This is a genomic window from Vibrio sp. SCSIO 43097 (assembly GCF_023650755.1).
Classification (GTDB): domain Bacteria; phylum Pseudomonadota; class Gammaproteobacteria; order Enterobacterales; family Vibrionaceae; genus Vibrio; species Vibrio alginolyticus.
This window is the reverse complement of sequence record NZ_CP071840.1, coordinates 1,421,180-1,434,464: the sequence shown is the minus strand read 5'-3', so window position 1 is coordinate 1,434,464 and position 13,285 is coordinate 1,421,180. Positions and strand designations below refer to the sequence as shown.

At 40.6% G+C, this 13,285-nt stretch carries 14 protein-coding genes and 1 pseudogene; 3 read left to right on the top strand and 12 right to left on the bottom strand.

The genetic code is table 11. The features are described from left to right. Positions 1 to 56 precede the first annotated feature (56 nt). From J4N40_RS07310 to J4N40_RS07280, 5 genes are all read right to left on the bottom strand, one after another. A complete protein-coding gene (locus tag J4N40_RS07310) occupies positions 57 to 593 on the bottom strand; it encodes a nucleotidyltransferase family protein (RefSeq protein WP_104975413.1) in 537 nt (178 codons plus the stop codon). A gap of 144 nt (positions 594 to 737) precedes the next feature. Next, positions 738 to 1,286, bottom strand: coding sequence for a hypothetical protein (locus J4N40_RS07305; protein ID WP_104979317.1), 549 nt, complete (start codon positions 1,284 to 1,286; stop codon positions 738 to 740). A 149-nt stretch (positions 1,287 to 1,435) separates the two neighbouring features. Then, entirely contained in the window at positions 1,436 to 1,747 is a 312-nt protein-coding gene (locus tag J4N40_RS07300) for a hypothetical protein (RefSeq protein ID WP_136977026.1), read from the bottom strand. A 141-nt stretch (positions 1,748 to 1,888) separates the two neighbouring features. Beyond that, complete coding sequence (locus J4N40_RS07295) at positions 1,889 to 2,398, bottom strand: DUF4145 domain-containing protein (RefSeq protein WP_104979320.1); 510 nt, start codon at positions 2,396 to 2,398, stop codon at positions 1,889 to 1,891. A gap of 683 nt (positions 2,399 to 3,081) precedes the next feature. After that, the gene (locus J4N40_RS07280; protein ID WP_104979324.1) at positions 3,082 to 4,080 is read right to left on the bottom strand and encodes an alpha/beta hydrolase family protein; all 999 of its coding nucleotides are present in this window, start codon (positions 4,078 to 4,080) and stop codon (positions 3,082 to 3,084) included. 1,334 nt (positions 4,081 to 5,414) lie between these two features. On the opposite strand from J4N40_RS07280, the pseudogene J4N40_RS24600 reads away from it, so the two are divergent. Both J4N40_RS24600 and J4N40_RS07260 read left to right on the top strand, forming a co-directional pair. After that, positions 5,415 to 5,699: pseudogene (locus J4N40_RS24600) on the top strand (PAAR domain-containing protein); the annotation flags it as partial. Positions 5,700 to 6,571: 872 nt separating this feature from the next. Beyond that, positions 6,572 to 7,081 carry a hypothetical protein gene (locus J4N40_RS07260; protein ID WP_017191342.1) on the top strand — a complete coding sequence of 170 codons (510 nt, stop codon included), beginning with the start codon at positions 6,572 to 6,574 and terminating at the stop codon, positions 7,079 to 7,081. A gap of 199 nt (positions 7,082 to 7,280) precedes the next feature. Here the strand turns inward: J4N40_RS07260 and J4N40_RS07255 are convergent, their stop codons facing one another. The 3 genes from J4N40_RS07255 to J4N40_RS07235 all read right to left on the bottom strand — a co-directional run bounded on the left by J4N40_RS07255 (position 7,281) and on the right by J4N40_RS07235 (position 9,797). Then, positions 7,281 to 7,919 carry a class I SAM-dependent methyltransferase gene (locus J4N40_RS07255; RefSeq protein ID WP_104979327.1) on the bottom strand — a complete coding sequence of 213 codons (639 nt, stop codon included), beginning with the start codon at positions 7,917 to 7,919 and terminating at the stop codon, positions 7,281 to 7,283. Positions 7,920 to 8,537: 618 nt separating this feature from the next. Further along, positions 8,538 to 8,879: a hypothetical protein gene (locus J4N40_RS07240; RefSeq protein WP_115386057.1), complete on the bottom strand. Its 342-nt coding sequence runs from the start codon at positions 8,877 to 8,879 to the stop codon at positions 8,538 to 8,540. A 618-nt stretch (positions 8,880 to 9,497) separates the two neighbouring features. Further along, positions 9,498 to 9,797, bottom strand: a complete 300-nt coding sequence (locus J4N40_RS07235; RefSeq protein WP_053350298.1) for a hypothetical protein — start codon at positions 9,795 to 9,797, stop codon at positions 9,498 to 9,500. 370 nt (positions 9,798 to 10,167) lie between these two features. Between J4N40_RS07235 and J4N40_RS07230 the strand changes: the two genes are divergently transcribed. Continuing rightward, positions 10,168 to 10,551 carry a hypothetical protein gene (locus tag J4N40_RS07230; protein WP_136977030.1) on the top strand — a complete coding sequence of 128 codons (384 nt, stop codon included), beginning with the start codon at positions 10,168 to 10,170 and terminating at the stop codon, positions 10,549 to 10,551. 200 nt (positions 10,552 to 10,751) lie between these two features. Here J4N40_RS07230 and J4N40_RS07225 read toward each other — a convergent pair whose 3' ends face one another. The 4 genes from J4N40_RS07225 to J4N40_RS07205 all read right to left on the bottom strand — a co-directional run bounded on the left by J4N40_RS07225 (position 10,752) and on the right by J4N40_RS07205 (position 13,252). Further along, a complete protein-coding gene (locus tag J4N40_RS07225; protein WP_104979331.1) occupies positions 10,752 to 11,489 on the bottom strand; it encodes an FRG domain-containing protein in 738 nt (245 codons plus the stop codon). A 705-nt stretch (positions 11,490 to 12,194) separates the two neighbouring features. Then, positions 12,195 to 12,536, bottom strand: a complete 342-nt coding sequence (locus tag J4N40_RS07215; protein ID WP_104979332.1) for a trypco2 family protein — start codon at positions 12,534 to 12,536, stop codon at positions 12,195 to 12,197. Between the two features lie 147 nt (positions 12,537 to 12,683). Continuing rightward, positions 12,684 to 12,956, bottom strand: coding sequence for a hypothetical protein (locus tag J4N40_RS07210; protein ID WP_115386059.1), 273 nt, complete (start codon positions 12,954 to 12,956; stop codon positions 12,684 to 12,686). An 8-nt stretch (positions 12,957 to 12,964) separates the two neighbouring features. Continuing rightward, the gene (locus J4N40_RS07205; RefSeq protein ID WP_250156754.1) at positions 12,965 to 13,252 is read right to left on the bottom strand and encodes a type II toxin-antitoxin system YafO family toxin; all 288 of its coding nucleotides are present in this window, start codon (positions 13,250 to 13,252) and stop codon (positions 12,965 to 12,967) included. Positions 13,253 to 13,285: the final 33 nt, after the last annotated feature.

Here is a 13,285-nt window from a genome sequence, read left to right as displayed (position 1 = left end):
AAAACCCAATTTGAACCAAGAATGTCATGCGTTGCGAATCTGCCTTAAATACTTTGTTATGGCGCAATTCTCAAAGATGGCCACCGAACTAGCCACCCTTTTGAACTTACACGATTTTCAAAGGTTTCTCGTAACCTTTTAGGATTATGTGTGACCCAGTAACTAAATAGGGATTCAAAGCCAAAAGCAGCCATACACTCATACTGATTTGACCCGATTTGACGAACAGCAACCGCTGTTTCTTTTTCTGGCCAGTAACTCATTGCATCCAACGAACTTTGATAAGGTTCATCACCATTACGCTCATTCATTGTCGCTTGATTACGCACTTGCCAGTTAAGCTTGGGCATGCGAGCTTTAAGAAGTACTTCGTAATCCAAGTGGACATTGGAGTTAGATTCTGTCGGATCAAAGTAGATTACATCGACGTCATTTAAAGGAGTCGGTTCGTTGAAATCATGCAGTGAATCCCAAACTAAATTTCGAACGAAACCTGCTGCAATATAGCATTGAGGCAAATCTAATTGGGACACATGATAAAGTGCCTCAACTCTGATTGGGTCTTGCCTTATTAACTCTACGATTTTGTCCATTTTCGCCCTGCGCCATAACGCCCAATTAAGGGGTGAGCAACGCTACCGCCCAACCTAAAGCATTGTACCGTAACAACTAAATTTGAAGTAGATGCAAAAATGCCAAGCGTTGGGAATCTCTCTTAAATTGTTTGTTATACGATTTTACTCACCCCAACCTTCTGTATGCTCTTTTGTGAGCAGAGGGATGATACTTGGTTCCATATCATTACGTAAATTTGCCACATACGAGAGCAATTTTAGCGACATACTTTCAAATACCTCTAGCTGTTCGAGGTCTAAACAAACCGAACTTCTATTTCTAACAGGTTGAAGCATTTGCGTTTCGCCAAAGCTATGAATGACAAACTTTATATCAATAGCCTGAGAATCTGAATGTGCTATGAGCTGATTCCGGCGTTGGATTAAGAATTTATGTAAACTCAGTTCCTCAGACGACAACACTTTCAAAGCAGAATTTGTTAAATCGGGGACTTTGGACTTGTTTCGAGAGTCATTGCCAGAGAATGGTTTGCAATAGGAGATTATCATTGCATTAGTTAACGCTGACAGTACAAGAAAGTTGTTGTCGATGTCAGAATAAAGATTACTTTTCTTAATATGAGAAACAATATCATGCGCCTCTTTAAAGTCTGCAAATGAGATAGCAATGCGCTTAAACTGTCTCAACAACCCATCATTCTTTCTATTCACCAAAACCTCTAGTTTTCCGAATCGTATAACGCCGCGTTAAGTAGTGAGCAACGCTACCACTGAACTTAACCATACCGCTGTAAACACTAAAGCCGACTAAAACCAAAAATGCCACGCGTTGCGAATCTGCCTTAAACGCTTTGTTATATTTATTTTACGCGATATACGTTTTTAAGATGCCAATCAGCTGTTATACCTTGATGATTGGTTACAGATGCAATACTAGCGATTATGCTACAGTTAACCTCGACATTTTGCTCATTTAGTTTGAACATATCTTCGTTAGATAAATCAACAATTACGTACTGACCAACAGACAGATCAAGCAAACTAATTTCCATTGGGTCTTCAGTATCGATATCAGCTACGACAAATAGACCTGTCCTTTCAACCTGTGCATCGCTATCTGCAATTGCAATATCTTCACCAAATTCACTCGCCATGAAATACCTTAATTTCATGGTAAATTCTTCTGTGTTGAGTGTATCGCCAAAAGAAGTCCGATCTGCCATTTGGCGAGCAAAGTCTTCTATTACGCTAGTAGTTAAAGTACCTAGTTTGTATTTGCCATTGAAGGAAGAAAACAGTTCTTTATAAATTGATTATAGATCGTTAATGCAAGAAGCAGCTTCAATTTTTAGGTCATCACGCTTTTGAGACTTAAATCCCTCATTGAAGTGCAAACAGTTATTCCTAATCTTACGAATTTTATCAAACTTGCTGTGTACAGAAGAAGAAATTATTCCTAATTCGTTAAGCTTATTTATTCGATCAAACTGAGAATGGTTGGTGAGTTTTTGGTGTCCCTGTTTTTCAGCAAAGTACCTACATAGATCTTCACTTGCGACTCCAACTAAAGCGATAGTACTGAAGTAAGCACCAAGAGAATAAGATAGCTCAGCTTCTTTAATTAAGCGGATGAAGTCACCAGTTTCATCAACGACTCTGATATTCTCTATTTCCCACTTTCTTTCTACAATGTTATCGATTTCTGAATTAATCCACTGTTGGAATGAATGTTTATATGCTGCTTTATCTCGCTCGATTAGATCACTTGTTTCTGTGATATTGAATTTCTTATAGTCAAATTTTGTACAGTCAAAATATCTCATAACTCACCAATAAATATAACGCCCAATTAAGGGGTGAGTAACGCAACACCAATGTCACCGCAAACCACCTTAATCACTAAAATTAACGCATAGTAAAAATGCCACGCGTTACGAATCCCTCTTGAATTGTTTGTTAGTACGCTACCCTTGAAGCCTTTGGTACACGCCAAGATGTTGAAATATAGCACGAAATTCATGAATTAAAACGCTGAAACCAAACGGACAACTACAAAACTGGAAACCAACTTCAAAACGCAAGTTGGGTAGAAGAAAAATACACAAAACCGCCTTCATTCCACCGCTTTCAAATTAACAAAGAATACGATCACCGAACTCAACCACAGCGACAATGAAACTACATTTTTGATGGTAAAATCAACAACATCAAAGAAGCCACAACAAAGAAATAGCCAAAAAGTTAGAAACCGTAAACGGTAAATTCACAGCGAACACTCCGCATATAGTGCCACCGGAGCGGACGTGAGAGGCACATTTAGTCAGGTGTAAATTTGGGAAAAGAAACCAATAAACATCAAGACGTTTGACCTTTGATCCCAACCCAGTGCTAACGCCCTGTTAAGGGGTGAGCAACGCAATACCGAGGCCGCCGCATACCACCTTAAACACTAAAACCAACGCATAGTGAAAATGCCACGCGTTGCGAATCACTCTTAAACAGTTTGTTATATTTTTGATTTCAGTGGACTCAATACCTCAAGCAACCTTTGATGAATTGAGCTTCGATCGACGTTACCAGTTTCTTGGCAAACAAAAGCTGCTCCCTCTTCTGCCAATATTTCAACAGCTTGAGGCTTACAAACTTGCATAAAACTAAAGTGCGAAGCACCTTTGATTTCTTTGTAAGAAAGGTTGCTTAGGCTGGTATTTATATACGGAGTAATTTGTAATTTGGGCGGGATAGTCTTGTCCAATTCAGCACCAACTATTACAGTCTTTGCCGACAAAGTATCTAACGATTTGGGTAATATCGCAGGCACGTAACCTGGCGCGATAGCAACTGCATTTGTTATCCGTTTATCTCTGTAATCGCCTGAGATCATAAGGCGTTCCTGTTGTGAAAGATCATTGAATGCATTGCTGTAATAATCGCATGATGCATCATTGTACTGATTACAGTATTCCTGATACCCCTTAATATCGAATTTTGCGCCTGCTAATGCTAATGCTGTGTAACCACCCAAAGAGTAACCGATGACAGTTATATTATCTTTGTCTACATATTGAGCGTAATCACTTGATAGTATCTGATCAACAAGGAAGGAGACATCTCTAGGCTGATCCCACATTCTAAGGACACTCTCAGGCGTAGCTTGACCTGTTGTATAACTAGGATGATTTGCTGAAACGACAAAAGCACCTTTCTCAGCTAACTCGCTCCCAAGCCATGATAGATTTTTCCAATTACCCGATGTTCCGTGAACTAGGATGTACAATGGAAAATCCCTACCCTTTGGGATTGCTGATTTAGCAGCCTTAAACCCATAGAAGGCTATGTTTTCAGCGAAAATAGTTTCAGGTGCGGTCATAGTTGTTGGGTAAAAGAGCTTAGCCTCAATGAGCCTATCCCTTTCATTATCTTGGTAATTATCTTCGGCAATGCCTATAGTCGCCATGCTTGCCGAACTGAAGCAGCATAAAGAGGCTAAAATTATTCTTTTCATATTTTCCTTTATCCACTGACGTAAAACAAAAATATAACGCCGCATTAAGGGGTGAACAACGCATTCCACCCAACCTAAACCATTGTGCCGTAAACACTTAAGCTAATTCAAACCAAAACTGCCTAGCGTTGTGAATCCCTCGTGAATGCTTTGTTAGTTGCCAAGCCTAAAGCTTTGATTTGAAGTTAAATGCAGCTTTGCCAACACTAGTTTTATGTGTTTTGAAAAACTCAAATCAGGCGCAGTTTCAAAGCGCTTGTCACTGAAACCACTTGGAAAAAACAACGCCGTAGAAAACGGACTAACAACACAAAAAACTTCTTTGGAAAGACAATGTCACAGAACTGACTTTCAACAAATGAATCAGCTTCTGAAACGGCAAACTAGAAAAGGGAGAATCACAATTTCCGCAAACCAAAGCCCAAAAATTCAAAACACAAAACCGAGCCAAATACACACAGACATTAACCCTAAACATTCTGCTTTAGTTGCGTTTTTCTCGTTGGCAACTAACACCCTGCTAAGGGGTGAGCAACGCAATACAAAAGCCGCCGCAAACCACCTTAATCACTAAATTCAACGCATAGTAAAAAATTCCACGCGTTGCGAATCCCTCTTGAGCAGTTTGTTAGTTTGCAAACCCAAAGCGTTGATTTTACGTTATTTTAAACTTTGCAAACAATAAACTTTATGTGTTTTGATGCAATCAAGTCAGGCGTAGTCTCAAAGCGACTACTCAATGAAACCACTTGGAACAAACAACACCGCAGAAAACGAACTCACAACACCAAAAAGCGCTTTTGGAAAACTAATCTCACAATGCGGATTTTCAACAAACTCACTGAAACCACGTGAACTTTCCACACCAGAGAAAACGCCACTTCAGCGGGTAAATCGGCTTTTGTACCAACAAACTCAACGAGCAGAGTTTCAGCAAAAAAGTTTAACTCAGTTAACCCAAAAATCGCCGCATTAAAGAACAAATCAACCGTTGAAACGATGCCAATTTTGGATTTTCACCACGCTAGTTAACACTGAAATTGAACGCCGATATGACAATTTCGACTTTGAGCTTTTACCACTAGATCATGCGGTATAGCTGCGTTTTTCCTCTTGCAAACTAACGCCCTGTTAAGGTGTGAGCAACGCAATACCGATGCTGCCGCATACCACCTTAAACACTAAAAACAACGCATGGTAAAAATGCCACGCGTTGCGAATCACTCTTAAACAGTTTGTTAGGTGATTTGCTTCCAAATATTACACCAGCCAAAGAAGATAGTTTCCTTACAAAGGCTAAGATATGCAACCTAACCCACAAAAAGGATGTTTTCATGGGAAAACCCGCTGCAACATTAACATCAATGCACGTCTGCCCCAAGGTTACTGCTAAAGTTCCGCATGTGGGAGGCCCTGTAGTCGCTGGCTCACCCAATGTAAAAATTGGCGGTCTACCAGCTGCTCGTAAAGGCGACCGCCTCATCTGTGTCGGTCCCCCTGATTCCATAAGCCAAGGATCTGGCTCCGTATTTATTAACGGTAAACCAGCAGCAAGAATGGGAGACTCGACCAGTCACGGAGGCAAGATTGTCATTGGCAACCCCACTGTCTTAATCGGTGACAAATATCGAGCCGATAAACAACCACCGCCCAAAACTTATGAAGAAGCGAAGCAGCGCTTGGCGGAAGCTAAGTCTTATGTCGATGCCGCTCGTGAAGGTGGTGCAGCATTACCGGGTTCACCTTACACCACTGCGGATAAAAGAGAAGTGGTTGCAAAGGGCTTGGATGAGCGTTTCTTATTTCGAGTGGTCGAATCAGAATGGACTGGGGACAAGGGCTATATTGGACCACCCTCAGAAGGAAAGGCCAGACGATATTGGACTACCACTTTTACACAAGCAGAGCATGGTGATACTGATCCAGAAGCAATATGCAAAGCAGTCGGGCGAGACTATGACCCAACATGCGATTACACCATACTTTTGATTGACCATGAAAAAGCCGCCGAACTCGGTGATATGGTCAGTTTTATCCCTACATACGGAGAGATGGGAAAACACGCAAAGACACAACTCGGTAGCGAATTTTCAGACAGCCTTGATTTAATTGAACCATGTTTGACTCCAGAGTTCAGTCGCTATTACGAGCAGGTAAAAGTAACAGCTAAAGAACGCGGCATCGACATTAAGAAACAAGAAGATTTTACTAAATATTGCAAAAAGCTCGACTTTACTACGAACCAGACTGACACGTTGCGAACCCGATACCAAATAGAACAAGGTTTAGGCGCAAACCAAGATTTTCTCGGTAACGGCGTGACTAAGGATTTAAATGTTAAGTATGATACGACGCCTTTTGGCGACATTGATGATGAACTGGAATACGGCCCGCCCGAAACCTTTACGTGGGATAAAAACCCACAAACGCTAGGAGAACTAGAGAACGCAGGAGCCATTATGAGAATTGATATAGGAAACGGAGCAGACAGATGAAGCAGTTTAAAGAAATCAACCCACTCACAGTTGCTCAAGACCCAAACTTGATTGCTACGGTACCGGATGATGAAGAAACAACGAAAAACTTTTACTTTTTATTGGTTGATGACTACATAATCCTTGCTACCGCGAAATACTTTACCGATAAGCTAGACGGCGAAAGCGAATGGCTACACTACCAAATCGAGTTCCCAAAATATGGCTTGCGGTGGTTCTTAGACACCTTAGAAGGTAAGTTTTTCAAAACCGAAGCCGAAGGCGGCTTACCCAAAGGCACATTTAATGACGAAGGGCTTGTAGACGGTGAACGGTTAAAGCTGAGGCGTGCTTTTAATGCAGATGGCAATGGCGGTGGTGGATATGCATTTATAACACTCGACCGAAAAGAACCCGAAAGCGTTTGGTCTAAGTCGTATACCTTTACTGATTCGCTACTGTTTGAGCATGGAATGATAGACACCATGAAGTTGATTGCTAAAAAAATCGACTTAGGACAACTATAACCCCACTAACCTCCGAACCTCAATTTTGTGGTTCGGAGGTTAAGTTATGAGAAATCACTTAACGCCCAATTAAGGTGTGAGGCACGCAATACCGAAGCTGCCGCATACCACCTAAACCACTAAAACCAACGCATAGTAAAAATGCCACGCGTGCCGAATCACTCTTGAACAATTTGTTAGCAGTTTTTTCTACACAAAATTATGCTTTTATCGCATACACCGTTATGTGGTTTGAAGTTTCACGCTCATAGACACTGACATGAAGCACTTGGAACCCTGCTTTCTCTAGTTCAACAACTAGATCACTTTCAGAGGTAACATGACGATATGGACTGCCATCTCTATAAGTTTCATAGCTAATTTCATTTTTAGAGCACAAGCTACTGACAAAAAATACCCCATTTTCAGATAGTGAACGATAAACATGACCCAAAAATATGACTCGATCTGCACCGATAATGCAATGTAAGCAATTACCGTCAATGACAACATCATAACGTTCTGTAAGTTCAAGAGACGCTACCGTTAGGTCCGCTAAATAATAATTACCCTCGACTCCTGTTGCTCTGGCTTTTTCCTTTGCCCATTTAATTGCGGTTGGTGAAATATCTATACCTGCCACCTCAAAGCCTAACTTCTGGAAAGCTCTGCAATGATGTCCTTCACCGCAACCTAGTTCGAGCAGTTTACCTTGCACCGGTCGTTTAAATAGCTCGAGAAAACGCTCAACTAAAACTGCTTTAGACATTCGCTCGTTGCCACCCCAACCTTCCCAGCCAGCTTCGCGAGCTTCAACATACATGTCTTCATGAACTTGGTAGTTTTGTTTCATATTCATCCTTGACTGTTAACGCCCTGTTAAGGGGTGAACAACGCTACCACCCCAGCCTAAACCATTGTGCCGTAAACACTAAAGCTAATTCAAACCAAAACCGCCAAGCGTTGTGAATCCCTCTTGAACAGTTTGTTAGTTGCCAAGCCTAAGGCTTTAACTTGAAGTTGATTGCAGCTTTGCCAACACCGTCTTTGTGTGTTTTGAAAAACTCAAATCAGGCGCAGTTTCAAAGCGCCTGTCACTGAAACCACTTGGAATTTACAACGCCGTAGAAAACGGACTTTGAACACCAAACAAACCTTTTGGAACAACAATGCAGCAGAGCAGACTTTCAACAAGCTATTCAGCGTCTGAAACAGAAAACTCAAACCGTACAAGGAACCAAAGCACGATTATCACAAACCCAGATGACTAGAAATTGAAATACGAAAAATCAGCCAAAAACACACGAACCTTAGCCCTAAATATTTTGTTTTAGCTGCGTTTTTCTCGTTGGCAACTAACGCCCAGTTAAGGGGTGAAGCACGCAATACCTATGTTACTGCATGACACTTCAACACCGAAATCAACGCATACCAAAAATGCCACGCGTGCTGAATCCCTCTTGAACTGTTTGTTAGCTTAAATTATGTAGCACCAAGCTACACCACCCCAAAACAGAATATTCAGAGTCCAAACCATAATACTTTGAACTGGAACCATATGGAAAACTAGCTGGGGACATTCCTTAAGCTCACTTATAGAGAACAGCATTTGAGGCTGAAAATCCCAACTCGTCGCTAAGCAAAAACCTCTTTTGAATCTAGGATGATTCACCAAATATTCTGCGTAGGATGAATAAATTGTCCATAAACCCAAAAAGCCAAATAACTCGATTGCAGAAATCACTTCCAAACTAAATGGCAGTAGTGAAGGACCACCAATGAGCAAAATCGCCGCAAAAAACCATTTTTTGTTTCTCATTACACATCCTTGTTGATGATTTAAGCTAACGCCGCGTTAAGGGGTGAATGCCGCACAAACCAACTTTCCGCAGACCACTTTCATCACCAAAACTCACTGCATACCAAAAATGCCACGCGGCATGAATCCCTCTTGAACGCCTTGTTATGTTTAAGGCTCAAAGGGTTAAGTTTACGAAACCAAGAGCTTAACTCGACTTACCGTTGAAAACCAAAACCAGAAGCTAAAAAACTGAATTAACTCATAAATTCGATTTTACTAACATTGAGTTTTAGCGTGAAAAACCGAAAACTGGAACTCTAACTTTGGAATTGAGAACACTTCACTCTCCTCACCAACACACTGGGTTTCAATGAGGCAACTCTCTGAATTTTTCGCGCCCACGAATAGGAGTCCAGAAAACAGCGCCCAATGAAGTCAACTTGCCGACAAAACCGAAACTAGAAAGCCAAGAAAAGATGCAAGTAACTGATTTTACGTAATTAAACATAACGCCGCATTAAGGTGTGAGCAACGCTACCACGAAACTTAACCAGACCGCCGTAAACACGAAACCCAACGATAGAATGAGAAATGCCAAGCGTTGGGAATCACTCTTAAATGCTTTATTATGCTTAATTAATCGTCGGGGAATGTCATAGCAATTTTTCCCCATTTTTCTTCTTGCTCATCCATGAATAAATCTTCCTGACAAGGATCGTATTTAGGATGGTCACTATCCCAAAAAGGGTATTTCAATAAAGCCTCTAGTCGCCATAATTTCGCCACATTCAAGAGCATCTCGACTTCCCATGGTTCGACAAATATCGTCCCATTATCATGTTTACCTACCAATTTTTCTAACTCGGAAAAATTTTCTTTTTTTGCATATGCCAGAATCTCATCAAAAACTTTCGGTGGCAAAAAATATTCTTTCATAGTTTATACCTTTTGATTAGTATTTATCATTATCTCAGCCAACTCTTCTAACCGCATTTGCAACTCTCTTGCTGGCATTGGTTTTGAAACGTTAAGTAAAGGATGGTCTTTATCTAAATAGTTAAAACACAATCCTTCTGGCAGCTTTTTACCAACACTTAACTTTCAAGCCCGTCCACTAACGGGCTGCTTTCGTAATTTTTCTAAGGAGTCAGCAAAACTAAATGGAAGGAAACCGAGAAGCGACAGCGGTTTCGAACAATGGCTTAAAGTTTTCACAGAAGGAATAACTGCCTGTTTACCTCTTCTTATTTTATTAGCTATTGGCGGCACTATCATTGCCTATGCGGATAAACAAATGGAGTTTAGCTTGGCAAAAATAGCTTTAGCTATGAAGACGATGTTAGGCGAAAACTACGGTTACTACTCACAGTCGTCAGCAGCTATCGCATTGTGTATAGCAAATATACTTTACCTCTGTAGTCCTTCCGACTCTAAAAGAGAAAAAACATTCGACAACACAAGAAACACTATCATGGTGTATTTAGTTGCACTATTTTCATCACTTTTTATACTAGGCTTCTTCGGGCTAGAAAAAGATATTCCAATAATTGCGTGGGTTATTTTTATAGTAGGTTCTTTGTTACAGATTGTTTGCACAGAACTTAACCAAAATGGAAAACACTCTTTTGGAATAATACTATCGTTGGTATTTGGGGTTGTAATTGTGCAACCATGGAAGTGGTTCTCGTAAACCGTTGAAATATTGCCTTTGAGAGACAATGCTAGTGAGTATTCAAAGTCCAACTCACTAGTTCATTTGCCTAACGCCGCATTAAGGTGTGAACAACGCGACCACGAAACTTAACCTTACCACCGTAAACACTGAACTCAACGATGGAATGAAAAATGCCAAGCGTTGAGAATCACTCTTAAATGCTTTGTTAGCTAATATTACAGCGCATATGTTTGTTTGAGGTGGTTCGCTAACCCTCCTTGGTCAGGGAACATTGAAAATTCATCAATACCCAGAAAGCTCAAGTATCGCTTATACTCTTGAGCTTTATCAGGTTGTATATCGATCCTTTTTATTGCATCTGGACATAAAACTTCCAAGGGTTCTTGAGATTTAGTATGAACAGTAAACAAACCTCTTTGGGCTGATATCCTTGAGTTTCCGTGGGGTGGCCTTATTGCATAGGGTATTTCATATTCACAGTTGCCGGCCATAATCTGACTAAAGTTAAATTCTGGCTTACCTCCAATATCAGGGAGATTCGATACATCGTACAAAATTTCGCTGCCGGTAGAAACACCATTTAATTTGTAAGGGTTGAGTAACCAAATGCATGGACTACCAGGGTTTCCTTTCAGTGCAAAATATAGGGCTGTGCCTAAAGAAGAAGTCCAATCTAGCAGTCGCGTCGGAAGTCCATAATGCTGCATATCAAGAACAATATCCCAGTTTGATTTAGTAACTCCACGGCTCAAAGAGGCTGAGCTAGCTTTGTAATTGTAAAACAATGCTCTTTCATAGTCCTGTTTTCCTGAACGATGGAGAGTTGGTAACAATTGATACTCTCGTGAAGAGTGCCCTCGATAAAGTAATTCCCAAGACCCCAATTCAGTTCGTGCTTCCTCAATCTGATCAAAAATTGCTTTCAATATGTTACTCCGTTCTAGTTTATACATGTTAGCTAACTCCTTGCTAAGGTGTGAGTAACGCAATACAAAAGCTACCGCACGGCGCCTTAGTCACCCTAAGCCACTGCATAGTAAAGATGCCACGCGTTACGAATCACTCTTAAGCAATTTGTTAGTACATGCACTACTTCTATTTATGCGTCCCAAGATATTGAAAAGTGGCATGATATGAAAGGCTTTGAACGCTGAAGTGAGACGGGCAGCTACAAAACTTAAACTCGATTAAGAGACGAGAGTTGGCTAGAAGAAAAATGCACTGACCTGCCCTACTTTCACAGGCTTCAAATTAGAAAAGGATTCGATCCTCTAACTCCAACGGCAGCACCAAAGAAAGACAATTCTGACGTAGTAAAAACCACGAAAGAGAAGAAGCGCCAAAGAAATAGGCTAAGAGTTAGAAACCGTAAATGGAGAAATAAAAGCAAACACTCCGCATATAGTGCCACCGGAAAGAACGTGAAACGCACACGCTCAAAGGTGTAAAGACGAACGCCAAAATAGATAAACACCAAAACTTATGACCTTTGATGCCAGACCCGTACTAACGCCCTGTTAAGGGGTGAGACAACGCTACCACCAAAGCGGATATGAGCGCCTTAGACACTTAAGTTAATTTGAATTGAAAATGCCACGCGTTGACAAATCCCTCTTAAACACCTTGTTATGTGAAATTTCACAACACGAGTGATAGCTTTACTCTGTGTCTGATTTACTCTGATTGTGAACTGGCATTTTGACTGGAACCTTAAAGCTCAAAGTTGCTGTATGACCCGATGAATTTGAACTATTACCTTTAACTCCACCATTCACCACTGCGGCCACGACGTTTAGCTTGGCCTCACTACCTGCATTTTCAACAACATTGACTGATACTTCAAAATCGATAGCTTGTATGCTAGTTAAGCCAGTTTCAATTACAGAGAGTTTAGTACTAGATTTAGGAACGACTTCTCCATATTCAATTTCCAACTGCGCATCATGAACACCACCCATAATGTCTTTGATTGACTCTTTTATAAACGCTCTAAGTTCCATAAATCCTCTTTTCACATAACGCCGCATTAAGGTGTGAGCAACGCTACCACGAAACCTAATCATACCACCGTAAACACAAAACCCAACGATGGAGTAAAAATGCCACGCGTTGGGAATCACTCTTAAATGCTTTGTTAGCCTTTAGTTTTAATCTTCCACCCAAATATCATTAGGGAGATCTTTTTTATTGGTTTGAGGCAATTTTCTATCAGAATTCTCTGGCCACTCTGGGGATAACGCCATTTTGATATCATCGGCATCTACATAGGCTATAATTTCAACCTGCTGATCTGTCTCCCACACCTCTCCACTCCACAGCATGAAGTCATATCTACCTATAGATTGCCCCAACTTCTGTGCTACAAAGTAAATGCCGGGAGTTGGTGGTGTGCCTTTTTTCCAGTTTAAAGTGGTTTTCATATTTGTTCCTATAAATTTTTATTGCTAAAGCTATCAGCAATATCAGACATTTCCAATAAATATAATAGGTTATTTTTGTAGGCGTGATGAGCATTATCTAGCAAACCAATAAGTAAATAGCAATTGTCATCAAAATAGTTACTAGAATAGATAAGAGCTGTATTGCTAGTTTTATCAAATGCAAACTTCTTCAAGTTCCAACGCTTGGACGTTTTATCTTTTATATGTATATGTCGCAACCCGGATAATCGAAGCTTTTCGGGAAAAATCAAACGTCGTATCTCTCCCAAAATCATGTGGTTGCACACCTTTTTACTTGTACTCACGAA